The following is a 24,202-nucleotide window of genomic DNA, read 5'->3' on the forward strand; positions in this document are numbered from 1 at the left end:
AACCAACCCCCATCTTCGTGACCCAAAGAAATACAAGAAAGCACTTATTGTTAACGTTGCAACTTCCACTGCGATTGAAACCGGGAAGAGCTCAAAATCTATCGCACGTATGTTGCGGAAACATGCCAATTAACCTCGGCAAGCCAACGCTAAGGCTGGCAGCGAAGAGTCCGCTCAATAATCCTCCTGAAAAGTTCTTCCATCGGTTCGTAGTTATGGTCTAGGCCCGCGGCCACAGCAACAAGATACTCCGGCCGTTGCCGTCCTTCAAGCGGTTCGAAGTCCAACAATGACAGTCCGACCTGATAGGCCATCAGCGTCGCCAAGATACGAGCTACTCTGCCATTCCCTTCACGAAAAGGATGGATAAGGATTAGTTCAGTGTGCACCTCAGCCAACGCGGTCACGACGCGCTCTCTCGATTTGAAGTTACATGGCGTGTGCTTCGTAAGAACTCCTTGCTCAAACTCTTCCATTAACACAGGCACTTGTAGAGCTGCTGCAAAGGGGAATTCTCCCTTGCTCACATTGACATTCCTGTAATTCCCAGCCCATTCGTAGATTTCACCCAGCCACACTCTGTGCATTTCACGGACGTCCGAAGCACTAAAACAGTGATTCTTATCGTAGCAGTGCAGGAGAGTGTCCACGGCCCGTCTCAGAGCGTCAACTTCGGCATCGTCCATCTGCCGTTTTCTCCGGATTTCTAGGAGATTCCTGAGCACACGGCCGCGGGAACCGGGTTCATGTTGGGCCTCGACGAGCCCAGAAACGTTGTAACGACCGGTTTTCTTCAACATGTTAGCCTATTGCTCACGCAGTCGGTTAACGCCGTCCCGGATAACGCTGGCGATTGCCTTGCGGCGCGCATCAAGGAATGCCTTGTACTCCATTTTCTCCCAAGCCGCAGGCAGTGCATGCCAATAGCGCATCTGAACCAGTTTTTTATCACTAAGAGGTGCGGGACTTCTTGCTTCTGCTCGGTACCGATCTGACGATGGCTGCCGGGCAGCGCGTTGACCCAGAAGAGCAGGTATCCCACCGGGAAGCCCTTGTGCATGGAGTCAAGAAGATCACACACTTTGGCGTTCGGCCAGACGAACGGTCGCTCGATGTCCGGCAGCCCTATTTCACCCATTTCGATATCATTTGTCAGCTTGGCAAGTGAGTAACTAATCTCCTTGAACAGCGTTGCACTCATACGCCTATTTTCTCCAAATCGCCGATTTGCTCAGTTCCTCTTACTAAGTCTCTATTCCGCAGCGGTGGTCCGGCGACAAGTGGTCAAGAACCTTCAGGTTGCATTCTCGCGTCTAGTGCGATATGCGTCCCAATTCTGTTCCAGAAATCCACGAATGCCGAGGCTTGGACTGTATGCCGGGTAAATCCGGCGGAATGCAGATTCCGCCTCGCTGAACGAACTGGACGGGAATGCATTCGCAAACGCAGCCATGTAGAGCAATCCAATGGCAGGTGCGCGAGACTCGCCAAGATTGCAGTGAACCAACACACGCTGGCCGGAACATAGGCGTTCGTCGATGAACTCGAGCGCTGCGTCTATTATCTCCTTCGGAATGTAAGCTGGGTTCGGAGCATCGACAAGGTTAAGGATAAGCCGATTCTCTCTTCTGGCAATCAAGTATTCTGGGTGATTTCTGGGAGCACCCCTTCCTGTGTAGCCCAACTCCCTACGATGGTAGGGCTCCTTGCATGCGTGAACAACGTACCAGTCAGATTGATGCCTTATCGAGTATTCATAATCGCTCTCGTTTCCGACGAACAGGTTAGGGTAGATCTCAGTCATGGCTGCGTCTCACCAATGTTCTCTACTCCTTCACGCATATCTCTCCCAACAGCAGCTTGGGCAGCAGGGTCTCGCGGAGAGCCGCCATGGTGCGCGGCCCCGGACGCGACCGTAGAGCGGGAGCTCGAGATCGAACCGAGATAACGGCATGATGCCCTAGGTCTCCTTCACGCACAACAACGACACCTTGTACCCCAACATCGCGAGCCGCTGCGCGGCCTGCATCAAGTGGAGTCGGCTGAAAAATGGTAGGGACAAAGGCCAATTTGAGCTCGGTTTTGTGATGATAGCATAAGTAATTGTGTAGTCTGTCGGCCTTGGCCGATCGTCAGGAATCAAGTGGGCCAGATTCGGCCTCGTGCTAGCTACATGCTCTTTCGCGTCCTGTCGGAACGCAGCATCTCGGAGAAACGCCTCAGCCGAGACTGTTCCTTGTGCGAAGAGGTGGCTAAGTGTGGCAGAACGGGTTTTCCTCTTGACGTGGATGAATTCCCTGTCACAAGTGAGAAGATCGCATACCTCTATACGGCCTTGAACGCCACTGCATCGAACCAGCTTTTGGTCCATTAGTATGATTTCTTCGCGTTGTTCCGCGACGCGTCTGTTGTAGTCAGCTTCTCTCTCGCCAGCCTCTGCATTGGGCAGTTCCGAATCTGATGGCGCCAGCCGTGACACAACATCATTCACTTCCTCTGCAAAATGCCCTGCCACTTGGAACCACTGGTTTGCTGTTAGAACATATAGGGCTCCCTGATATTCAGTCTCGAAGACAATGCACTCGTACACAGACCACCGGCTAATGGTTTGTTCTTGTTCAACCCATCGCACGTGAACGCAGTCCCTCTTAACGTCCTGGAGCGAAAGCGCATCCGGATTTTCGAGCGTCCCGAGGTAATCACCGATGTCCAAATCCGAGTGAGATGCCTCCTCTCCCTGCTCCGTTGAGTAGCAGAAGCTCTCGACCCTTTCCCAGTCTAATGGTTCGGGAGGGGCCAAGTGGCACCTCTCTGTGTTTTGGTCGTTGAGAGCCGTTAGGAGTTCGCGATCTAGAATTTCGACAAGGCTCCGGTCACGAACCGTCCTCAGATGGTCGATCCAACCGAATCGCTCTTTGTACTTTTCTCCTCCGTAGGCATTCCACATCTCCTCGCACTTTCGGCCAAGGCTTGAGAATTCAATCTGCACATTCAGTGCGATAGCATCCTTTCCAGTAATGCGCTTGGCAAAAGTGTGTTCCCTAGGCTCACCCGTTACGGCACGCAACAGGTCTCGACTAATGTCTAGAGCGAACGTTTCAAGCGGAGAGTCTCTGCTTGTCTGACGCCGCGTATCGACAGTGAGCTCCTCAAACGTCCGAACATCCAAGCTCCTCAGACGGTCGGGATCTATGGTGTTAAGGGCCACCTTCAGTCCAAAATCCATTTCAAAACAGTCCGGCTTGAGGAGGTTTCGGCCATACCCAAATGTGAAGGCGAAGATCCTCGAACACGCTTGTACAAAAAGTACTGCTGCAGAACTCACATTCTCGAGCGGCGCAATCTCGTCTGTAATCCCTTCGCGGACAAACTGAACCCAGGGAGGGGTCTTTCGATGAGGACGGCTCACATAAAACGCGCCCTCGAACGGAAGGTCCAATCTCAGATTGTACTTAGCCAGAGTATCCGGAGCCTTCAGCGCATCATCACACGTCTGTAGATGTTCCTTAATCAAGAGAACGGTTAAATGTCTAACCCTTCTTCTCATGGCACATCCTTCAAGAATGTCGAGGGATTCCCTAACCGAAGCTCTCCAGACAATAGTTTAGGAAGCAATGCGTCCCGGATAGCCACGACAGTGCCGAATTGTTTACCATTGAGGTCAACCTTGTCACAGATGGATTTCGCCAAGCCGTGGAATTGTTCAACGATATTTGAGGAAGGAATTATGACCCACTGTGCCTGCAGGTCTTTTTGAGTCACAAGTGGCTGGGTAGACCCTCTGTTCAAGGAGCCGAAATCAAGACAGCGCGTCTTGTGGAATACGAACTCATACCATTCCGCTTGGCGTGGCAGAACGACTAGTGTGTTGTCTGAAGGCCAGCATGGAGAAGTTACACGAAACACCACCCCCAAAGTTCCTACCCTACCTGTCAAAATGATCGGACGTTCATAGAGAGGCGTCTTAACATAGGCCATTGGTCCACCACCACCAAACAACGGTATTTGATAAGTGTCGTCTCTTACTTCGCTACGGCCCTCTGGTCTCTTGCCGCTGGTGACCTTGACGATATCGCCGAGATTTCCCACTGACCATCCCTTCGGAATCCTCCCCAGTTCGGAGTCTTGAAATGAGTCTGGGAACAAGTCGGCGAGATGCTTGGGTAGGCCGGGGTTTCGTCCTTCCGCCTTGGCGTGAACGGGGTCGAAGTTCACGAACCAGGACTTGAAGATCGCTTGTGTCATTGCCTCCAGCGTCTCGTTCATCCGCCGGTTCAGCTCGATTTTGTCGTCCAGTGTACCAAGAATGTGCGCGATGGCGCGCTGCTCAGGAATCGAAGGTAACGGGACTTCGAAATCTTCGACCATACCCTTTGTCAAAGCGTTCCTTGTCGCGCCGGCCGCGGCCAGTGCGAGCATATGATTCTGCATCGCGGGACTGACCAGGAAATACCGCAAATATCTAGCATCCAACCTGTCAGGACGAGGCCGAATGATGGCTACATGCTGATTTACCCTAGCCAGAAGAATTCCTCGTGGGGCCAAGCAACATCTGGCGACTGAATCGCCGGTGATATTGAGTAAGACATCATCTCGCTGAACTGCCACATTCGCCAAGACCTCGGCATCCTCATCGCTAATGTAGGCTAGACCGTTCTGACGAAAACCCTCGTTGTAAACGTTCTGGCTACGAATCAACGCTATCCCGCTTGAGAGATAGACTTCGGCGCCACCACGTGGAGTCGCACCACTCCCGACCTTCTTACAAATGTCACCAAGCCTTGTCCTAGGCCAAACCTCACCCTTCACAACGTACTCCTGTAGATTTACCACAAACCTTCTCGAGCCCTACTGCATGGGCACTATTACTTACTCGCATAACTCAGTAGGCTCATCCGGCGACTCGGTCAACGGTAGCAGTCACGAATTTAGTCTTCATGGCTTCGTTGTTGAACCCAGAATCTATAATTTCAGGTCTCCGAATTCGTTCCGGGTTAACTGAAACCTAGAATCATCAAGAAACCGTGCTATGTTTCGCTTGACGGCCTGGGCAGGTGCCCTGGTCTCAACCCTTACAACTCTGCTTCAGCCCTTTGTTGGGTCTGGTCGCAATCCTACGTATTGGACGGCCATTCCAGTCATTTCTGGAGCAGATGATTCCTAGATTCTTGAGCCTCTGCTACCTCTCCGTTGTCCTTCAGGCAGGCGTGGGCCAATGTCCTGGTCATAATCTTCGAAGAAAACTCGCTCGCCGATCTGCACGGAGCCGTCCTCCATCAAACGGGCAATCTGGCTAAACGTACGTCTAGGCCTAACCTTGGCATCCGGGCCACCCAGGATCCATTTCTCGCCAACCAGGGTCCAGATAACGCGCAATCCCATCTTGTCCAGTCGCACGAGAAGATCATCGGCGTCGGCGATGAGTGCTACGGGGCCCTTCTCTGTAACAGATGGATCTCGGAAGATAGTCTTTCTGCCAACAAGGCGGTAGCCGTCTCGACCATCCCACCAAAGATTGCGCTGGGAGAAGAACGCACGCGCGGGCACCATCATGTGGAAACTGCCCGGGAGTGAAGCGTCGTACTCCCATTCGACGATGACCCCATTCCAGGATGACATGTAGGGAACAGGTAACTTGTACCCAGATCGACCGCCACGGCGGTGCCATTCTTCGGGCTCCATGTTAAACGAGGTTGCCCACGGATATTCGCCCGCGAAACCGTGCAGCCATGTAGCGCTTCCAGTCATCCATTTGCCAAAGAAGTTGCGACGGTGAAGGCAGTCGTATGCGGTCGCAACATTCTTCCTAGGTATCAGATAGCTTTCGACGTGAACCCACACCTCCCGGTAGGGATCATTCCAATGTGCGTCTTCATCTCGTTTCGTCCACGATGGGTATGACACGAGCAACCGCCAGCGCTGACCATTTCGTTCCTGTATTGCCAGCAATCCTTCCAATGTTGGAAGGTCGTCCTTCTTCTTTACCCATTCAATATGCGAAAGCTGCTCTCCGGATCGAAGATCGGCTGAGGATCCGATCCACCAAGCCTCAGCGGCGCGTTCGCTGGTGACCATGTCGGGCGGCAACGTGGGGTCGATCTTTCTTCCCTCCAGAAGAATCAGGGGAGTTTCTTGCGGCTTGGGAACCCAGCTGTCGGGTTTCCGTTCAACGTGATCCCAGAGGCGCGATGCCAGTTGGTACATGGCCACCCACTGATACTTCTTACCGATTCTCTCAGCCCAAGTCGGCTTAGCTCGCCCACCTCCGTATCTGCCGAGCATGTAGCGGTCATATCTTTCGCATCCTGAACCCTCGTAGCCGAATCCATGCGCAACGCGGCGGAGAATCCATTTACCCATATCTTGCCTTGGAACGGCGTGTTCCCAGTCCCCAAGGCAACCCATCGAGTATCTATGAAAATCGTCGTGCAGGCAGCTATGGGCCAACCCCGGCAACCCGTCTAAACGTTTGACCTCTTCATCGGGCGGCAGGTCGAGTGGCCATTCGGAACGGATGGGCTGCATAGTTAGCTCTGGATCGTAACCGTCAGGTAGGGCGTCGAGCACGCGGGCCAACTCCGCAATACACCTAATGTCATCGCGTATCAGTGCGTTATCAAATGCCGCTGGCTCATTCCGGAACGCCTCATGCAGCGCGCTAGTGATCAGACTGATCACGTCGACATTTCGGGATATGATCAGTGCGCCGTAGCAACAGAGCAGGGCGCGTTCCCTTACTTCGTCGTCGTCAGAATCGAGCAATCGTGTAAGCACGTCCGGGATGAGTTTGGGCCGTGCAACGAGCAAGGCCGTGGCTGCGCGCGTTGCTGTGTCCTTCACCCGACGGTCAGCCGCGGCGGTGAACCATAGTAAAACCGTGGCCCAACGTTCAGCAACCTCCTTATCAACCTGGTCAAGTGGGAGCTCAAACGCAGCATCAATTAAGCGTCTTACTGTTCCCCCCGACTCGTATTGCTGGTGGAGAAAACCACACCACCATGCATCGCGCCCAGCTAAGGGCCTCCTCTTCAAGAGAACGTCAAGCCAGAGCGCGTCAATGGCCGAAGGTTGCCACGATACCGACAATGCAGCGTTAATGGTCTCAGAAGAGAAGTCGCGCATCCCAAGACCGTCGAGCACCAAGGACGCTGAGCATGAGGAAAAGCTGGCGGGATCCCGCCAAGGGAAGGATTTGACTGTGATCCTAAGCACTTCGGCTCGAACGGACTCATCTGCCACAAGATTAGGAAGCTCCAATCCAGGTCTCTTCTCTGGAAGAAGGATCGAAAGTGCGCTAACCACACCGTTATTCTCTCCTATGGTGTTCAAGTCACTAAGCAGCGAATGGAGAGGTTGGCCAGGTCGGCAGGCCTTATCGATTTCCTCCGACTCAATCCGAGATAGAATCTCATCTGCGACAAGAAAATCTCCTAAGCGCTCGAACGCTGGCCGCACAGTGCCTTCATCCCCGAGCGGGTCACTTGTGCCAGGGGCATCTTCAATCAGCAAATCGGCTCGTACAAGCCATTCAACTACTGGCAAGTCTCTTGCTTGCGGCCTTGCTTCGCTTATCACCTGTTGTGCACGCGACCAAGAAACCGAAGAACTACCGGAATCAGCGACCACACGCGCGATGGCTCTGAGACTACCGGTGACCGTGTTGGCACTCACATTCGTCTCGTTATCGATCGTAAACTGCCGTTCTTTTTCATCGAGGAACGCTCTAATGGCTGGGGCGAGCCCACGCCAGCCAGCTGGAATATGGTCGAGACCGCGGGAGCGAAGAGTTTCGCAGACTAGTTTTAGATATAGTGGGTTGGAAAATTCGGGCTGTAGGATAGGCGTGATCGGAGGCTTAAGGTTGTAGTGTTGAAAGAATACCTGGCAGGCCAAGCGTTCGACACCAGCAAATCCCTGGTGCTCAATGACTAGCATGCCGACACCTACTGGAAGGCAGTGTGGCACGAATGAAGTTCTGCAGGTAACGCAAAGTCGCAAGCAGGGTCTGCGCTGAACTGCTTCCACGATGGCAGAAAGGCGACTGCGCCAATATCGCAATGGCCGAGTCTCGTTGAGCGCGTCAATACAGAGGAAGAGTAACGAACCGGAAGCTTCAGCTGCAGCGTTTAGGGCGTCGAGAAGGCCGTCCCTTCCAAGTGCGACGGGAAGCCCGAGAGACTCCAACAGTCGTGTCCACGGATCAGGCTCGCTGCAGAATGCGTGCCCAAAGGTCACGCATGTAAGAAGTCCCTCCGCAAAACGCTGACGAGCAGCGTCGCAAACCCCGTGTGTCTTTCCCGATCCTGCTGCGCCCGTGAGCACGAAAGCCCGTGCGAACGCGAGTAAACCTGCGGGGGAATTGAGCCAGTCACGGAGATCTCTACATGCAGTGACTGCCTTGCGTACGTAATCCAGATTAGCCGCGGGGAAAGAAACCTCGTACTCGGCCATGAATTGGCGAAACCCAGGCGAGTCCGCAGATCCCGGTCCGTGCTGGGCGTCGAGATCCTCCGCCAAGCCCGACTCAACGGACCCAAAACCTTCCAGTAGATCACCAAGTTGGGCGATGCAGTGCGCATGTGCCCGCGACTCATCTGTCTTGGACAGACTATTGCACTCGTCGAGGATTTTCGCCATGTTGGCCACCAAGGACTGCGCGTGTTCCCGAGAGTCGTTGGGCCATGCTGGGGCGATTGCATCCGAACCAGTTTTGCGTACCGCGGAGGCAAGATCATCGTATGCTTTTCGGCAGGGACGTAGCCTTTTATCAAAGTCGATAGACCACGCCGCGGTACGACCGAAAGCGGCGAACCACTTCCAAAGGTCCGTCTCAACATTCAACTCTGGTGTGTATCGTGGTCCGGCGATTACCTTCACTGAATCCAGGTGGGATGAAAACCAATCCTTCGTGAGAATGATTTCATTGAAGAAAAACGCGCGCATACCTCCTGCTGTGTCCAAGTCTAGCAGCAGAGATCGGAGCTTCGACGCAGGCCACGCCTCAATGATCAGTTGACGACCTTCAGCAGCAGCCTTGCTTTCATACTTCTTGCGCCAGTCGTCAAACCTCTCCTGACCGCTTCGACCGCGTCGTCCCGTTGGACCTGTCAGATCAAACGGGAAGCATACAACGTATCGTGTCAGCGTGCTGTGGATCCGCAAGGCCGTGGTTAATGATGTGGTGGCTTGACGGATGAGAGAGCCGACGTCAAAGAGGTACTTCGCTTGCCAGCCAACCCGACTGGCATCAGGGAGATCCGCGAAACACTCCACCCCTCCATCTCCCCCCGCCCCCCGGAGCCGGATGTACTTTGCCTCCCCCGGAAGAGACCGGTGCGCTAACTGACAACAAAGCTCTTCGAAGGCCTCTGGTTGACCGCCACAATGTGGTGCCATATGTCGGAAGTCAAAGTCATCCATAGTCATCGATTATTCAAACGTAGTACATTCCCATGCAGGCCCTACGGGAAAATCGTTCTCTGTCATTTTCCGTGTCCGCCCTACTCTAATGCGTAAGCGGTCATGCATCAATCCACTGCAGACCTTCCAGAATGTGATCGAGATACACGTGATCGTCCTTCATAGCGAAACGGCCTCCTGCAAAATGCTCTGACGGAATGGTTGTCACATAGCATGGGGCTCAACAACGTCCACCCGGCCACCCGAAAACCACGACGTGGTCGGCCCATCCACTTCGATCAGAAAGTCAATGTCACTGTCTTCCGTAGCCCCGCACGATCAAGCGAGACAGGCGGAGGTTCCGCTGCACGGTCAGGTCAGACGGCGGCAAAGGCGCGCATATACTTGAGATCTCGCGAGGGAAAGCCCTTCATGTTGGGGAACGCCTGCCGCAAGTCGGCAGCCAGGCGGTCGTCTTCCTCTCCGCGAGCCCAGCGATGGCCCCGAACCGTGCCTCTTCATGGCGATCATTGCGCCCGAATCCCTTTTCCTTCTTCGTAGCGCCTTTTGCTCTCTTGCGGAACCATCGTGCTCAGTCGCTACCCATCTCCTAATGGAAAGATGTGCTCATATACGTAATGCTATGATTATAGCATGATATAGGCCAAAGGCCGCAACCTGTTTGTTGATACAAAGATACACTCGCACTAGGCGCGGCTCTATGCTTTTCATTTGCTTTTCTATGCTTTTCTCTCCACTTTGGGTTCGCCCCCGGGATACCAACGCGCCCACCTCCGACTTCCTTCCAACTTGGTCCGACCCTCTGCACGGAGTTCACGAAGCAGCCCTTGTATGTAGCTTCCGGAGACGCCGGGCAAGACCTGTGTTAGCTCATTAAGAGAGCACCCATCGCGGATGTTCTCCTCAATGTGCTTCAGCAACAAAGCTCTGTTCGTGTTCCGGTCCAAACCGCGTTTGCGCGTGTAAACGCCCTTCCTACCCGCCATGACATAGAAACGTCTACAGAGTACGTACCGAGTGCCTCTGCCCCTGCCGATGCTCTCGACGACTCCACGCTCCTTGAGATTCCGTAACGAGTGTTGCAGACCGGGCGGCACTGTCTCTTCGCGGTGCACAAGGTCCAAGACGAGAAAATCGTGGGTGCCAAACGACGCAGTCGTCTCACGCCCCACCTTCTGGAGAAATCGCACGAAGTTGGGATCTTGCACTTGGCCGTGGAGAGTAAGCACGACGCCATAAGCATCAGTTCCGGCGAAAGCCGGCCTAGGTTTTCCTTGCTGAATGCTCTGTTCGAACATCAGGTTCATACCCTGTCCAGAGCGCTCGACCAGACCACACTTGGCGAAGACGTCGGCAATTCGGCGGTTTCGGGGCGATTGACGATCCAGAATGTTGTCAACCGTGATGCCAACAGGGAATCCGCCCGGGCTTTCCACCACGAGTCGTCTAGGGTATTGGCGAACAAATACGCTTCCTCCAAGCTGGTAATCGCGATGGCTGACCGCGTTCAGAATGGCTTCGCGAACTGGCCGTTCAGCGAACGTGGGAACGTCGAACACAAAAAGCCCATCCTGGTATTGCTGGAGATCGTTGCGGAGGTTGATGATGCTCCACAAATCATCGTAGAAGCCGAAGAACCCATGCCGGTACTCTTTTCTCTGCTGGGCTGGACCTGACGCATCGGAGGACCGATACTCGAACACTACCTCCCCTTGCTCCAGGTATTTTCCCAGCGTGCGTCTTGTTCCAAAGAGGATTAACGCGGCATAGGTGACGCGGTCATCCACGAGGACCTCTGCGTCACGGAGCAACTGATCTTGGGAAAGCGACGCGAGGCTATCGTTCTTGGACTTCTCGATCCATCGGCGCCGGAAATCTTCAACGGCTTGTGTGTCGAGGTCTTCTATAGCGGCGCCTTTGCATATGTCTGCTGAGAAATCGTGTCCCGCCTCGGCGAAGATGTTTCGGAGCTTGTCCTCGGACATCGGAACGAGACTGTCACCTTCGCGCGACCAGTAAACGCCCTTGTACTTCACGCCGGTGCCCGCTGGCCGAGAGGGGACTTCGAAGACTAAAACACGGCCATCCCGATGAGCGATCTCCCGGAAGTGAATCCGCAGATGAAGGTGTTCCATGAGGGTCCTACACGTGTCTTCCGGATGCTGGAACACCTTCGTACCGACGATTCTTCTGGGGCGTCTATTAGTTACGCCTAGGATCATTCTACCCCCACCCTCGTTGGCAAGGGCACAGCAGTACTCTGTCAACTTCTCGAAGGAATAGGAACTCTTTGCCTCTTTGAACTCGCAATGCTCTCCCTCCACCGCTCTGAGCCATTCTTCAAGCTGGTCCACGAGGGGAGCGCTTGCGCCTTCGCTCTCCAAATTCATGATGGTCTTTGCCTACCTTCCATTCCCCAGCTCCTTCAGGTTTCGTCTAATCTGTTTCTCGAGCTTCGCACCCTCAGCGAACTGTTTCTCAAGCTGCTCCGTCAGTCTCTTCATCTTCTCGTCAAATGGCTCACCGTCGTCTTGGACTGCCTCGGCACCAACGTAGCGTCCGGGCGTGAGTACGTGGCCGTGCTGACGTATTTCGTCCAGCGTCACGGATTTGCAGAAGCCTGGCGCGTCTTTGTACTTCTTCTTACAGTCTTTGTCACCGCGCCAGGCATGGTAGGTGGCAGCGATCCTCGCGATGTCCTCATCAGTCAACTCCCGATGCACGCGGTCGATCATCGCGCCGAGCTTTCGGGCATCCACGAAGAGAACTTGGCCGCGCCGGTCACGGAAGCGGCTGTTCTTCTTTTGGCGAGCGATGAACCAAAGGCAAGCAGGAATCTGCGTGTTGTAGAAAAGCTGCCCCGGCAAAGCAACCATGCAATCCACAAGGTCTCCCTCAACGATATTCTTGCGGATGTCGCCCTCGCCGGATTGGTTGCTGGACATGCTGCCATTGGCGAGAACATACCCCGCCATACCGGTCGGGCTCACGTGGTGGATAAAGTGTTGTACCCAGGCAAAGTTGGCGTTACCGGCAGGCGGTGCGCCGAACTTCCAGCGTTTGTCCTCACGGAGTCGTTCGCCGCCCCAGTCGCCATCATTGAAGGGGGGATTGGCCAGGAGATAGTCGGCCTTGAGGTCGGGATGCAGGTCACGGTGGAAACTGTCCGCAGGCTCTGGGCCGAGGTCGGCGTCAATGCCCCGAATTGCCAGGTTCATCTTCGCGAGCTTCCATGTGGTGTGATTGGACTCCTGGCCATAAATGGCGATGTTGCCCACTTTGCCACCGTGTTCTTCGATGAACCTTTCACTTTGTACGAACATGCCCCCGGAGCCACAGCATGGGTCATAAACTCGCCCTTTGTAAGGTGCAAGCATCTCAACTAGTAAACCCACGACGCAACGCGGCGTGTAGAACTGGCCGCCCTTCTTACCCTCGGCACTGGCGAACTGCCCGAGGAAGTATTCATAGACACGGCCGAGGATGTCTTTGGAACGGTTCTCTGCGTCACCAAGACCGATCGTGCCAATTAGGTCAATGAGTTCTCCCAGCCTCTGCTTGTTAACAGCGGGTCGGGCGTAGTCCTTCGGCAAGACACCTTTGAGGACCTTGTTGTCGCGCTCGCTAGCGACCATTGCATCGTCAATGAGCTTGCCGATGTTCGATTGCTTTGCGTTCGCCTGAAGGCGAGGCCAGCGAGCCTCTTTGGGCACCCAAAAGATGTTGGTCGCGACATATTCGTCGCGGTCTTCCATTACCTCGTATCGGGCTTTGGGATCTTTAACATACCAGTCACTCTTTGGATCAGCGGCTCCTCGCTCAATCTTTGTGCGGTGTTCTTCGAAGGCGTCAGAGATGTACTTGAGGAAAATGAGGCCGAGCACTACATGTTTGTACTCTGCCGCGTCCATGTTGCTGCGGAGCTTGTCCGCCGCTTGCCAAAGCTTGGCCTCAAAGCCGAGCGTCGCGCCGTTGTTGCGGTTTCTTGCGCTGCCCGGTCTTGTTCTTGGAATGGTCCTACTGGTTTGGGTCGCCTTGGTGGTTCGGGTCGTATTGGTCGTTAGGGTCGTTTTCGTAGTTGGGGCTATTCTTCCAGTTTGAGTTGTCTTTGCAGTTTGGGTCATTTTTATCCTCGGGGGCTAATCAGAGAGTTCAGCCTTGAAAGCTCAGTCTCGGTCGTGCGGTGACGCGCGACCCGCATCCAGACACAGGATCGCGATAGATACCGTAAGCATATGTGATGCTATACCATGTGCAGTCAGTGAAGCAATTGGTTTTTGGAGGAGACGATGAAGGCTGTGGGGTCCGAGCGTCGGAGGAGTTCTAGCAGTTTAAGGAGCTTGGAGAGTCTGACAATGAGAGCGGCCCTGTTGATAAAGTGCAATCTACTTGTGTTCTTCGGAAACGACGCTGCCCGTGCGCAACCTCAGAGTTCTCTTAGCCCTGACTGCGAATCGCGGGTCGTGTGTCACCATCACCACGGTTCTACCTTCGCGATTGATCTCCTCCAACAACTCAACGATCTGCTCGCCCGTCTCCGGATCCAGATTGCCGGTGGGCTCATCGGCCAGGACGATCTCAGGATTGTTCGCAAGCATACGAGCCAGCGCCACACGCTGCTGTTGACCTACACTCAGTTCGGAAGGCTTGTGGTCGAGCCTGTCGCCGAGCCCCACTTGCTGGAGCAAGGCCAGAGCCCTTTCTTTCTGAGAACCATCGCTCAATCCCGCCAGCACGAGTGGAATCTGAACGTTCTCCAACGCGGAAAGGTAGGGCACTAGATTGAACGTCTGAAAGAGAAATCCTATCCTTTTCCCTCTAAGGCTTGCACGTTTATCCGAGGAGAGAGCGTAAAGAGATTGTCCGTCTAGCAGAACCTGTCCCTCGGTTGGCGACAGCATCCCGCCGAGGATGAGAAGAAGGGTACTTTTCCCGCACCCGCTGGGACCGACCACGCACAAGAAATCGCCCTTCGGGACATCGAGCGTCACACTGCGCAGGCCCATTACGGTCCGACTGCGACCATCATAGGTTTTGGTAACGGCTTCCATTCTAAGCATTGATCATATCTCCTGAAGAACGGCACTCGGGTCCAGATGAGCTGCTCGTCGGGCTGGGAAGTAACTTGCGACCAGGGCGATGGCCAGGGAGAGGCCCGTACCCCAGATCGCGAGCGACCACATCGGAAGAACCGGAATTCCGGCGAGCCTGGGGCCAAGAGTCACTGCCAGCACCGTACCCAGCGCGTAACCACCGAGTCCACCTGCGAGTCCGAGAAGAAGCGCCTTCAGGAGGAACATCCTCAAGATGAAAGAGGTGCCTGCTCCCAAAGCCATAAGCGTGCCAATCTCCCGCCTGCGCTCAAACACATTTGCGTACATGTAATTGGCGATACTGGCTCCACCCACCAGGACGATGATCGCCACGAAAATGAGAGAAAGCCTCGACATCATGCGATTCGTCTTGATCTGTGTGTCCACTACCTGCGTGACGGTGACGACCTTCGCGTCGGGCAGCAGTCTGTTAATCTTCTGGACCAAACCCTTGGAGATCTGATTGCAACACCCGACTATCTCGATCGCGTTGAGTACGGATCCCTTGCCGGTGAGCTCTTGAAGCGTATGCAGGTGGACGAAGATGCGAGAGTCATCTATTGTTCCAGTCTGCGGCAGGAGGGCAATGATGTTGAAGGGCTTGCCCAGCAGCTTGATTGTCTGACCTTCCTTGAGGCTTAGTACGGCAGCAACATCCGCTCCTACGAGAGCGTCCGTGCTACCAAGCGTGTCGATGACCCTTCTTCGCACCAGTGTTTCTTGTGCCGGAGGGACATTGCCTGTCGGAGTTGCGACTACGCCGCAACCCTGAGGACGAGAGAATATGCCCGCACCCTGCCAGGCAGCCTTGGCCTGGAATTCACTCTTGGGCAGTATTCCCGTCAGCGTGAATCGTCTTCCTTCTATTTCTGCCGGGACGGAGAGCTTGGGTGAGAGATTGTCCAAGCCCTGTATATCTGACGACGACAGCCGGGTAACGTATTCCTCCGGAAACTCTTCGTCCTGTAGATCCGCACTATAGTAGTCCTGAAGAGAGGCCGATTTGGGAAGAATGAGAATGTTGGCGCCGAGGGCGTCCAGCTCCTTAGCCACGGCCTTCTCAGAGTAGAAAGTGACGTTCTTGATAGACACGATTGCGGCGATGCCCACGAGGATAGCCAGAAAACTTGTGGCCAATTGATTCTTGCGTTCGAATAGTTCGCGCCAGACGATTGTCCTCAGGTGCACGTGACGACCTCCCGTTATTTCGGACAACAACTCGACTTACTGCCTGAACCACAACCGCCGGAGCTGGCCGTGCTGAGCGCAGTCACTAGCCGCGCCTTGTTGGTCGCGCCGTTAAACTTGCCAAGGACTGTTCCCGGAGGCGTCATGAACACAGTGATTGCTTCGCTACTCTTAGGATCTACCTGGAGCTGCCCCAGAAATTTGGTCTCAGCTACGTCTGTCGGGTTTAGCATGACTATCTGGGTGAATTGGGCGAAGCGTGGGTCTGCCTTGAAGTCCGTAACACCTTTCAGAGCCGCGTCTTTGGAGTTCGACGAAGCGTTTTGGACGCACAAGAGGACAAGCTTGCCATCCTGAAGCGCCCTCAAGCAGTTCTCGGCGCAGGGACTGACGAATGCTTCCATAAGCTGTTTCTCTTCAAAGCTGACAGGGAACCCCCCGGTAACCGCCCCATTCGGGGCCAGAACCAGAACTAGCGGGGTGGGCGCCCCCTCGAGCTTGAACTTCGCAACGATCCCTTTTTCTGTGGGGTCTGCGATGTTGACTTTGGTTGAGTTGGCCTTCTTGCGGACTTTGGTTGTGGCCACGTCAAAGAGTTTTCTCATCTTCTGGGTCTGCTCGTCGTCACTCTTGTAACAGAAGATAAACAGATACTTCTTTGCTTTGGCCGCGCTATCCATGGCGGCGAGGCCTCGGCCCTTCGCCCCCTGGCCTGTAAGCTTCGTCTCCTTCGCGGCAGGTTTCTCGGCGGGACTCTTTTGGGCTCCCATTGCCGTGAAACCGAATGCGGTAATCAGAACCACGACTGCTGCTGTAACTAGTTTCTTAACCACGGGTGTCCTCCTTCACTTTTCGCTTTGTGCTCTGCATAGTTTTTCAGGATCAAGCTTGAGGATCTTTTTTAGGCGCCTGGCATCCTCCCGTATCTTGGGCGAGGCTGAGGCCGATCTGCAGATCCAGGCAACAGCGTCTCGTACCTCTCGGGGTGCGTCTCTGCCGGCCAGCCGATAATGCATCCAGCGCCCATCCTTTCTTGCCTCGACCAGACGGGCTTGTTTCAGAATGGACATATGCTTGGACACCGTGGAGGGCGCCAATCCCAACAACTCGATAATCTGACATACGCAGAGTTCGCGACCTTCGAGCGCGAGTAGCACTCGCACTCGGTTTTCGTCGGCCAACGCTCTCGTAGTGATCATAAGGGTAAACATGGATACCTCCGATAATTCGCCAAACAACGAATTATATCATTTCGCGAACGAATTGTCAAGCAACGAACTCCAGTTCACAGGGTTCCTGGCTTGACGCAAGGGAGGCAATGTGAACAGAAGAGTTGTCGCGCCCTATTCGCGGAAGTACCTTCCCTTGAAGTAGAGCGACACGTTCACCAGACTGATGAGCACCGGCACCTCTACCAAGGGACCTATTACGGCTGCAAACGCCTCGCCGGAGTTTATTCCAAACACTGCGACCGCGACGGCGATGGCGAGTTCGAAGTTGTTGCTCGCCGCGGTGAATGAAAGTGTGGCGGTTTTTGCATAGCCGGCGCCGAACCTTTTGCCCATGTAGAAGGAAACCAGGAACATCAGTACGAAGTAGATGAGTAGCGGCACTGCTATTCGTGCGACGTCGAGGGGAATTCTTACGATGTATTCACCCTTGAGAGAAAACATCACCACGATGGTAAATAATAACGCTATTAGAGTTATTGGACTGATCCTGGGGATGAACTTCTCTTCGTACCACTCTTTGCTCTTGGCTCTTATGAGGGAAAAGCGGGTGATTATTCCCGCGAGAAAGGGGATGCCCAGGTAAATGAACACGCTTTTCGCTATCTGGACTATTGTGACGTTCACCACGACTCCGCGAAGCCCGAACCAGGTTGGGAGTATGGTGATGAAAACCCAGGCGTAGATCGAATAGAATATCACCTGGAATATTGAGTTGAAGGCCACCAACCCCGCGCAGTACTCGGTATCGCCCTTGGCAAGATCGTTCCAGACAATGACCATGGCGATACAACGCGCCAGGCCGATCATGATCAGGCCGACCATGTAGTGGGGGTAATCTCTGAGGAATATCACGGCCAGAGCGAACATCAAGATGGGCCCGACCACCCAGTTCTGAACCAGGGAAAGCCCCAGCACCTTGAAATTGTGAAACACGTCTCCGAGTTCCTCGTATTTCACTTTCGCCAGGGGCGGGTACATCATCAGAATGAGGCCGATGGCAATGGGAATGTTGGTAGTGCCGACTTGAAATCTGTTCCAGAAATTCACGACGCCCGGATAGTAGTATCCTCCGGCCACGCCGGCTGCCATGGCGAGAAAAATCCACAAGGTCAAGAACCTGTCCAGGAACGACAATCGCTTCGTTAGGCTCTCAGACATCGCAATCTCCTCCGGCACGTTTCCGCCGCATCGCTGGCCTTGCACCACAACGAAACGGCGAGTGTGCGATTGGAAAGAAACACACCTTTGTCATACACTCTACTGGATCACGCGCTAGGGGACCACGTGAAAAACATACGCCAGACAGAAATAGACTCCGACCACGATGAAGACCACGCCGGTTAGCCGACTTACCCACCACTCTATTTGCGTGAGCTTATTGAACGCCTTGGCGAGCGTTTGAACGCCCAAGGCTATCAGGATGGCGAAGAGAAAGACCGGTAGCCCCGTCCCTAACCCGTACACGGCGGGGAGGGCGATGCTGGAGTTGTATTTCACGGAAAGGGGAATGAGGCTTCCGAAAAAGAGCGCCGCCGAGACGGGACAGAACGCGAGGGCGAAGACTATGCCCAGGACTCCCGCGCCCCAGATTCCCCACGATTCTGCTCGCTTTTGCACTCTCTCGCTCACGCCCGAGCCTGGAAGGTTGATCCGAAGAAGTCCCAGTAGAACCATTCCTACAAGAATGAGCACAATACCGAGAATCTTGTTCATGTATTCCTGAAGCACGTTGGACACGCGTTGTATTGACATGACGCTTGCCACGATCAGAATGCCTAGCAACACGTACGTCAGCATCCTGCCCAGCGTGTAGAACAACCCGGTCAGAAAAACCATCCGGGCTCGTTCGATGCGCCTGCCGATAAAGGAGACCGCGGCCACGTTGGTGGCTAACGGGCACGGGCTGATGGAGGTGAGGATTCCCAGCCAGAAGGCGGAAAAGACTCCGAGGAGGAAACCACTCATCTTTTCTCTCCGAGGTAGGCCGAGACTTCCTCTTGGACGTACTTGATGAAATCATCTTTTTCGCCCACGAGCTCCCATATCTTCTCCAGATTCTTCCACTCAACCTGCTTCCCATTTTGCATCTTCACGATGACCAACGACTTTGTGTAGAGCTTATAGTCGCTCACAAAATGCTCATTACCTGGTTCATCCGTATTGACGACGCGCCATTCAAGCCAGCCGTTTCTCAGGGCTTCGCCGAATCCACTTTGGATGGCTTCGGCACTGTAGGCCTCGAGCTTCATGCAAGTGGGGCACCGTTGCGTTCCGTGGAAATAGTAGGCCAAAACCTTCTGAGTCGATGCGGGGGCGGGCTGTTGCGGCTCAGACGACTTCGAGCGTTCGGAGTTCAAAGCGACTGATTGCGGGCCTGCGGGCGCCGCGGACTGTTTCAAGGGGGTGGAGTCTGTCGGTCGCCCCCCCTTCTCCTCGGACACACGCGAGGTCGAATCGGACTTCTGTGTGGTTGCAGGCAGTTTGTTGGTGGTGAGGTCTGCCGCTCCGTCCGGTCCGGTTTGTGCTGGTTCACTCTGCGCGGCCTCGCGGGCAACGGACCTGGACCGCACTTCGTCCGAAACCAGGTATGCGGCAGTGGCACAAACAAAAATCACGAGCGCGAGGGTAACGATCGTTTTGGGTTTCATGTTGTCCCCATCAGGAATCTTGTTTCAGTTTCTCTAATAGCCCAATGACCTGCTCCGTGGAGAGTGCCTTTCCGACCGAGACGACCTTTCCGTTTATTATGAGTGCGGGCACGCCGAGCACGCCGCATTCGGCGATGCGCCTCGGTTCGCGCACGTGTTCTACCTCGGCGGCCACGTTGAGTTTCGTGAGCGCCGACCTTACATTGGACGCCAGCGCTTCGCAACTGGAGCAACCCATACCTAAGATCTTTATCGAGAGTCCTTGCGGCTTCTCTTCAGGTACGTCCTGGCCGAGGTAGCGGCGATACTCTCTCAACAGCGCCCTTGCGTATTCGGCACGCGCAGCATCGGGGATGTAATTGTGTTTTCTCGCCATTTCTACCAGCGCGGTTCCCAGCTCGTCGGAGGGCTCCTTGCCTGATGCTTTGAGCTCGCCGAACACTGAGTTGAGCCCCATCATGCCGACGCTTGTCCCCGCGATCGTGATCGCCTTGATGTCATCGTTAGGCATTGCCGGTTCCCGGGCGGGCCTCGCGTATCAATTTCTTGATCTCCTCGACATTGAGGATTCTACCAGAAGACTTGAGCTTTCCATCAATTACAAGGCCCGGCGTCATCATCACGCCGAACTTCACGATCTCGTCGATGTCAGTTATTTTTGTAACTTGAGCCTCCGCGCCCGGCTCGTTGCCCGGTTCCTTGCCGAGCTCCTTCACTGCGGCTTCAACGTTCTCCGCCAGCTTCTTACATTTCGGGCAGCCTGGGCCAAGAACCTGTAGTTTCATTCCATGTCCCTCCTCGTTTAACGCTCAACGTCTGACTCGCGGAGCACGACTCTTACGGAAATCTTCTAGACCCTACGGGTACGGCCAGGCTTCAACAACGCCGCTTGCCTGGTGATTCGGCGCCGGAGCGCCTCGGTCACGCAGGGCATCGCCTTCAAGAGGCACGGCAGCGCAAGCTCATAGATCATCCTGGCGCCCTCCTTGCGACGCTTCACTACGCCCGCCCTGAGGAGAACGTCCAGATGCCTCGATGTCGTGGCTTGAGTGCCGGGCACCATTTCAACAAGCTCGCACACGCAGTGTGGCCGCTTTCCAAGCGCCTCTACCATCGTCAGGCGCGCGGGATGTCCGAGGGCCTTGAAGATCTCGGCCCTTGCGCTTATGAGCTCCTGGTTGTGCATATTGACTCACTCCTTCGACCGGAGTCCGATCACAGGACAATGTTGAACACGTACCCGACCACCAGGATCCCGAGACCCACGACGCCGGCGAACGTCACGATGAGCGGGATCTTCAGCACCTTGCGCAGGATGATGAATTCCGGGAGTGACAGCCCGATGACCGACATCATGAACGCCAACACCGTGCCGAGCGCCGCGCCCTTGTCCAACAGCGCCTGCACCACTGGAATGATCCCGGCGGCGTTGGAGTACATCGGAATACCGATAAGCACGGCGAGCGGAACGGACCACCACACTCCCTTGCCCATGATGGACGCCATGAAGTCCTGCGGGACGTAGCCGTGTATGCCTGCCCCCACCGCGAGCCCCGCCAGCACGTACGGCCAGACCTTACCAACGATATCTTTCACTGCTTCGCGGCCGAACCGGATCCGATCGCTCCACGTGAGCGGAGTTTCTTCTGTGACCCCTGCCACGCCCGTAGTCTCGTAGACCCACCCCTCGACCCAGCGTTCGAGATGGAGCCTGCCGATCACTCCTCCCGCAACGATAGCGATGACCAAACCTGTGCCCATGTAGAGTGCCGCAACCTTCCATCCGAAGAGACCGAACAGCAGCACCAGCGCAACCTCGTTTACCATGGGCGCAGAGATCAGAAACGAGAATGTGACGCCCAAGGGGACGCCCGTGGTTACGAAGCCAATGAAAAGCGGCACCGCCGAGCAGGAGCAGAAGGGCGTCACTACGCCCAGCAGGGCGGCCAGCACGTTGCCCGCGGATTCGCGCTTCCCGGCGAGAATGCGACGGGTGCGCTCCGGGGTGAAGAACGAGCGCACGATGCCCACGCCGAAGACGACCACGGTCAAGAGCATCAAGACCTTGGGTGCATCAAAGACGAAGAACTCGATTCCAGACGCCAGGCGGCTGCCCGCGGCCAACTTGAGGAGGTCGTAGGTGAACCACTCGGCGAACGCCCTCAGATGTCGGTAGACAAGCCACCATGCCGCGGCCCCGAGCAGTATAAGCAAAGCGCGAGGGATCAAAATCCGCTTCTCTTGCGTCGCCATTGTTGCTCCTTCGCAAAAAGCCATAGCAATTATGCAATATTGCGTTGGAGTTGTCAAGAGTGCGGATTGAATCACAATGAGAATGCTCGGAACGCGCTCGTTGCTGAAAGAACGGAGAGGGCCCGAGGTAGCGCCGACAATCTACGGGAGACTTGAGAATGTGTTTTGCTCTCTCCTTGAACAAGTGAGGCCGGTAATATACAATCGCCTGAAACGCACGCCTGGTCCGAGTGGATGGACGGTACTCGCTCAATGTCATGACATGAAGGCACTGCGCATGATTGGAAAGACCATCTCCCACTACAGAATTCTCGAGAAGCTCGGCGAGGGTGGAATGGGTATTGTCTACAAGGCCCAGGACACCAAGCTTGACCGCGTGGTCGCGCTCAAGCTCCTGCCTCCGGAGTTCACCCTAGACACCGAGGCCAAGAAGCGCCTCATTCAAGAGGCAAGAGCCGCATCCACGCTGAATCACCCGAATATCTCCACCATCTATGAAATCGGTGAGGCTGGGGACGCCACCTTCATCACGATGGAATGCGTTGAGGGCGGCAGCCTGACGGACAAGATCCACTCAGGAATGTTGAGCCTTGACGAGGCCATCGGCATTTCCCTACAGGTCGCCGAGGGATTGCAGGAGGCGCACGACAAGGGAATCGTCCACAGGGACATCAAGAGCGAAAACATCATTGTGACGACCAAGGGCAAAGTCAAGATAATTGACTTTGGTGTGGCCAAGCTCCTGCGAGGATCGGAACACGCAGAGACGGGACAGAGAATAGGTACGGGCGCCTACATGTCGCCTGAACAGCTACGCGGGGAAGAAGTCGACCATCGGGCGGACATATGGTCTTTCGGTGTTGTTCTCTATGAAGTGTTCACCGGACATTTGCCCTTCGAAGCGGAGTACGAGCAGGCATTGACGTACTCCATCCTGCATACAGATCCCAAACCCATCTCCACCTTCCGTCCAGACTTTCCCGAGATGATGGAACACATTGTTCGCAAGGCCCTCCAAAAGAACAAGAACGACAGATATCAAAGCGTCGGCGCACTGATTGCCGATCTCACTGCCGTTTCCCGGAGAAAAGCCTTACTCGCGGTCCTGCCGTTTGAGGACATAAGTCCCGGGAGGGACAACGAGTATTTCAGCGACGGGTTGGCGGAAGAGTTGATCCTAAACTTGTCGCGCCTGAAGAACGTACAAGTGACTTCCCGCACGACCACAATGCAATACAAGGGGACAAAGAAGGACAGCAAGACGATAGGCAAAGAGCTTGGTGTCCGGTACATCCTGGAAGGAAGCGTGAGGAAATTTCGGAACGATCTTCGGATAACGGCGCAGCTTGTGGACGTTGAGGCTGATGCGCAGCTCTGGACGGGGAAGTATGGAGGAACGCTGGAGGAAGTGTTCGACATTCAGGAGCAGGTATCGGAACAGATCGTTGACGCGTTGATGGTAAAATTGTCACCCACGGAGAAGCTGGTTCTCGCCAAACGCCCCACTCAAAATGCCGAAGCCTTCGACTACAATCTGCGAGCGAGAAACGCTCTCTATCGCATGACGAAGAACGACGTCAAGTCTGCCATCGAGCTCTTTGCAAGGGCCATAGAGCTCGACAGTCACTATGCAGCTGCGCATGCAGGCCTGGGTGAAGCTTATGCGCATCTCTATGCGAACTTTGAACGGAAAGAGTCGCACCTCGACAAGGCCGTTGAAGCTTGCCTCAAAGCTCTGATGTATGACGAGACGTTATCCGAGGCATACGCCGCTCTCGGAATGGCTTATTTCGATAAACGGATGTTCGATGAAGCACTGATGGCAGTGAAGAAGGCGATTGAGTTCGATCCGGGCAGTTTTATCGCCTATTGGATACGAGGGAGAATCTACCACATCACCGATCGAGATAGAGAGGCGATTGAACCTTACAAGAAGGCCGTCGAGCTCAACCCTGATTATTATGTGGTCCACATGGATTTGAGAACGGTGTACGAAAGGCTGGGGGAGATGGACAACTATGCCGCGGCCGTCAAGGCGGAGCTGGAAGTCTATCCGCGATATTTGTCCCGGTTCCCCCAAGATCCGCGTGCGCATGTTTTCTATGCCGTTGCCCTGGCTCGGGCGGGAAGAAATGAGGAGGGTAAGGCAGAAGCCGCCAAGGCGATTGAGCTAAATCCCACAGATCCTCTCATGTTGTACAACACGGCGTGTTTCTACGCTCGAATCGGAGAAAAGCGTCTTGCGCTCGATACACTGAAGCATGCTCTTCGTGCAGGCTTTGGGGAGTACGAGTGGCTCGCACGCGATCCCGACCTCGACAGCGTCCGGGGTGAACCGGAATACACCGAATTGATGAAGAGAAAGTGA

At 54.9% G+C, this 24,202-nt stretch carries 20 protein-coding genes; 1 reads left to right on the forward strand and 19 read right to left on the reverse strand.

Annotated features, from left to right (window positions below; translation table 11 throughout):
• Positions 1–149: 149 nt before the first annotated feature.
• From NTX17_10700 to NTX17_10790, 19 genes are all read right to left on the reverse strand, one after another.
• On the reverse strand, positions 150–686 hold the full coding sequence (locus tag NTX17_10700; GenBank protein MCX5801835.1) for a Fic family protein: 537 nt from the start codon (positions 684–686) through the stop codon (positions 150–152).
• Between the two features lie 107 nt (positions 687–793).
• Positions 794–1,201 carry a DUF262 domain-containing protein gene (locus NTX17_10705; protein MCX5801836.1) on the reverse strand — a complete coding sequence of 136 codons (408 nt, stop codon included), beginning with the start codon at positions 1,199–1,201 and terminating at the stop codon, positions 794–796.
• 93 nt (positions 1,202–1,294) lie between these two features.
• Positions 1,295–1,804: a dual specificity protein phosphatase family protein gene (locus NTX17_10710; GenBank protein MCX5801837.1), complete on the reverse strand. Its 510-nt coding sequence runs from the start codon at positions 1,802–1,804 to the stop codon at positions 1,295–1,297.
• Between the two features lie 156 nt (positions 1,805–1,960).
• The gene (locus NTX17_10715; protein ID MCX5801838.1) at positions 1,961–3,547 is read right to left on the reverse strand and encodes a TIGR04141 family sporadically distributed protein; all 1,587 of its coding nucleotides are present in this window, start codon (positions 3,545–3,547) and stop codon (positions 1,961–1,963) included.
• Positions 3,544–4,809 carry a restriction endonuclease subunit S gene (locus tag NTX17_10720; protein ID MCX5801839.1) on the reverse strand — a complete coding sequence of 422 codons (1,266 nt, stop codon included), beginning with the start codon at positions 4,807–4,809 and terminating at the stop codon, positions 3,544–3,546. The genes NTX17_10715 and NTX17_10720 overlap by 4 nt, the downstream gene beginning before the upstream one ends.
• A 351-nt stretch (positions 4,810–5,160) precedes the next feature.
• Positions 5,161–7,935: a hypothetical protein gene (locus NTX17_10725; protein ID MCX5801840.1), complete on the reverse strand. Its 2,775-nt coding sequence runs from the start codon at positions 7,933–7,935 to the stop codon at positions 5,161–5,163.
• 2,204 nt (positions 7,936–10,139) lie between these two features.
• Positions 10,140–11,810: a putative DNA binding domain-containing protein gene (locus NTX17_10730; GenBank protein MCX5801841.1), complete on the reverse strand. Its 1,671-nt coding sequence runs from the start codon at positions 11,808–11,810 to the stop codon at positions 10,140–10,142.
• 12 nt (positions 11,811–11,822) lie between these two features.
• Positions 11,823–13,544, reverse strand: a complete 1,722-nt coding sequence (locus NTX17_10735; protein ID MCX5801842.1) for a class I SAM-dependent DNA methyltransferase — start codon at positions 13,542–13,544, stop codon at positions 11,823–11,825.
• A gap of 261 nt (positions 13,545–13,805) precedes the next feature.
• Positions 13,806–14,480, reverse strand: coding sequence for an ABC transporter ATP-binding protein (locus tag NTX17_10740; protein ID MCX5801843.1), 675 nt, complete (start codon positions 14,478–14,480; stop codon positions 13,806–13,808).
• A 3-nt stretch (positions 14,481–14,483) separates the two neighbouring features.
• Positions 14,484–15,701 (reverse strand): ABC transporter permease, encoded by a 1,218-nt coding sequence (locus tag NTX17_10745; protein ID MCX5801844.1) that lies wholly within the window; start codon positions 15,699–15,701, stop codon positions 14,484–14,486.
• A 14-nt stretch (positions 15,702–15,715) separates the two neighbouring features.
• Positions 15,716–16,534: a hypothetical protein gene (locus NTX17_10750; GenBank protein MCX5801845.1), complete on the reverse strand. Its 819-nt coding sequence runs from the start codon at positions 16,532–16,534 to the stop codon at positions 15,716–15,718.
• Between the two features lie 12 nt (positions 16,535–16,546).
• Positions 16,547–16,900: a metalloregulator ArsR/SmtB family transcription factor gene (locus NTX17_10755; GenBank protein MCX5801846.1), complete on the reverse strand. Its 354-nt coding sequence runs from the start codon at positions 16,898–16,900 to the stop codon at positions 16,547–16,549.
• Positions 16,901–17,044: 144 nt separating this feature from the next.
• Positions 17,045–18,091 (reverse strand): ACR3 family arsenite efflux transporter, encoded by a 1,047-nt coding sequence (arsB, locus tag NTX17_10760; protein MCX5801847.1) that lies wholly within the window; start codon positions 18,089–18,091, stop codon positions 17,045–17,047.
• Positions 18,092–18,205: 114 nt separating this feature from the next.
• Positions 18,206–18,898 carry an aromatic aminobenezylarsenical efflux permease ArsG family transporter gene (locus NTX17_10765; protein ID MCX5801848.1) on the reverse strand — a complete coding sequence of 231 codons (693 nt, stop codon included), beginning with the start codon at positions 18,896–18,898 and terminating at the stop codon, positions 18,206–18,208.
• Positions 18,895–19,581, reverse strand: coding sequence for a nitrophenyl compound nitroreductase subunit ArsF family protein (locus NTX17_10770; protein MCX5801849.1), 687 nt, complete (start codon positions 19,579–19,581; stop codon positions 18,895–18,897). Before NTX17_10770 ends, NTX17_10765 begins: the two co-directional genes overlap by 4 nt.
• Positions 19,582–19,591: 10 nt before the next feature.
• Entirely contained in the window at positions 19,592–20,092 is a 501-nt protein-coding gene (locus tag NTX17_10775; GenBank protein MCX5801850.1) for a thioredoxin family protein, read from the reverse strand.
• Positions 20,085–20,366 (reverse strand): thioredoxin family protein, encoded by a 282-nt coding sequence (locus NTX17_10780; GenBank protein MCX5801851.1) that lies wholly within the window; start codon positions 20,364–20,366, stop codon positions 20,085–20,087. The genes NTX17_10775 and NTX17_10780 overlap by 8 nt, the downstream gene beginning before the upstream one ends.
• A gap of 65 nt (positions 20,367–20,431) precedes the next feature.
• Positions 20,432–20,767 carry a metalloregulator ArsR/SmtB family transcription factor gene (locus NTX17_10785; protein MCX5801852.1) on the reverse strand — a complete coding sequence of 112 codons (336 nt, stop codon included), beginning with the start codon at positions 20,765–20,767 and terminating at the stop codon, positions 20,432–20,434.
• A gap of 29 nt (positions 20,768–20,796) precedes the next feature.
• Positions 20,797–21,834, reverse strand: a complete 1,038-nt coding sequence (locus NTX17_10790; GenBank protein ID MCX5801853.1) for a permease — start codon at positions 21,832–21,834, stop codon at positions 20,797–20,799.
• A gap of 277 nt (positions 21,835–22,111) precedes the next feature.
• Here NTX17_10790 and NTX17_10795 point away from each other — a divergent pair, with 277 nt between their 5' ends.
• Complete coding sequence (locus NTX17_10795) at positions 22,112–24,202, forward strand: protein kinase (protein ID MCX5801854.1); 2,091 nt, start codon at positions 22,112–22,114, stop codon at positions 24,200–24,202.

Source organism: Candidatus Eisenbacteria bacterium, assembly GCA_026388185.1.
GTDB lineage: Bacteria > Eisenbacteria > RBG-16-71-46 > JAFGJU01 > JAFGJU01 > JAPLKG01.

Coding starts and splice junctions, on each gene's coding strand:
- NTX17_10700 (MCX5801835.1), bottom strand. CDS start 686: ATGGACGATGCCGAAGTTGACGCTCTGAGACGGGCCGTGGACACTCTC.
- NTX17_10705 (MCX5801836.1), bottom strand. CDS start 1,201: ATGAGTGCAACGCTGTTCAAGGAGATTAGTTACTCACTTGCCAAGCTG.
- NTX17_10710 (MCX5801837.1), bottom strand. CDS start 1,804: ATGACTGAGATCTACCCTAACCTGTTCGTCGGAAACGAGAGCGATTAT.
- NTX17_10715 (MCX5801838.1), bottom strand. CDS start 3,547: ATGAGAAGAAGGGTTAGACATTTAACCGTTCTCTTGATTAAGGAACAT.
- NTX17_10725 (MCX5801840.1), bottom strand. CDS start 7,935: ATGCTAGTCATTGAGCACCAGGGATTTGCTGGTGTCGAACGCTTGGCC.
- NTX17_10730 (MCX5801841.1), bottom strand. CDS start 11,810: ATGAATTTGGAGAGCGAAGGCGCAAGCGCTCCCCTCGTGGACCAGCTT.
- NTX17_10735 (MCX5801842.1), bottom strand. CDS start 13,544: ATGACCCAAACTGCAAAGACAACTCAAACTGGAAGAATAGCCCCAACT.
- NTX17_10740 (MCX5801843.1), bottom strand. CDS start 14,480: ATGCTTAGAATGGAAGCCGTTACCAAAACCTATGATGGTCGCAGTCGG.
- NTX17_10755 (MCX5801846.1), bottom strand. CDS start 16,900: ATGATCACTACGAGAGCGTTGGCCGACGAAAACCGAGTGCGAGTGCTA.
- arsB (MCX5801847.1), bottom strand. CDS start 18,091: ATGTCTGAGAGCCTAACGAAGCGATTGTCGTTCCTGGACAGGTTCTTG.
- NTX17_10765 (MCX5801848.1), bottom strand. CDS start 18,898: ATGAGTGGTTTCCTCCTCGGAGTCTTTTCCGCCTTCTGGCTGGGAATC.
- NTX17_10770 (MCX5801849.1), bottom strand. CDS start 19,581: ATGAAACCCAAAACGATCGTTACCCTCGCGCTCGTGATTTTTGTTTGT.
- NTX17_10775 (MCX5801850.1), bottom strand. CDS start 20,092: ATGCCTAACGATGACATCAAGGCGATCACGATCGCGGGGACAAGCGTC.
- NTX17_10780 (MCX5801851.1), bottom strand. CDS start 20,366: ATGAAACTACAGGTTCTTGGCCCAGGCTGCCCGAAATGTAAGAAGCTG.
- NTX17_10785 (MCX5801852.1), bottom strand. CDS start 20,767: ATGCACAACCAGGAGCTCATAAGCGCAAGGGCCGAGATCTTCAAGGCC.
- NTX17_10790 (MCX5801853.1), bottom strand. CDS start 21,834: ATGGCGACGCAAGAGAAGCGGATTTTGATCCCTCGCGCTTTGCTTATA.
- NTX17_10795 (MCX5801854.1), top strand. CDS start 22,112: ATGATTGGAAAGACCATCTCCCACTACAGAATTCTCGAGAAGCTCGGC.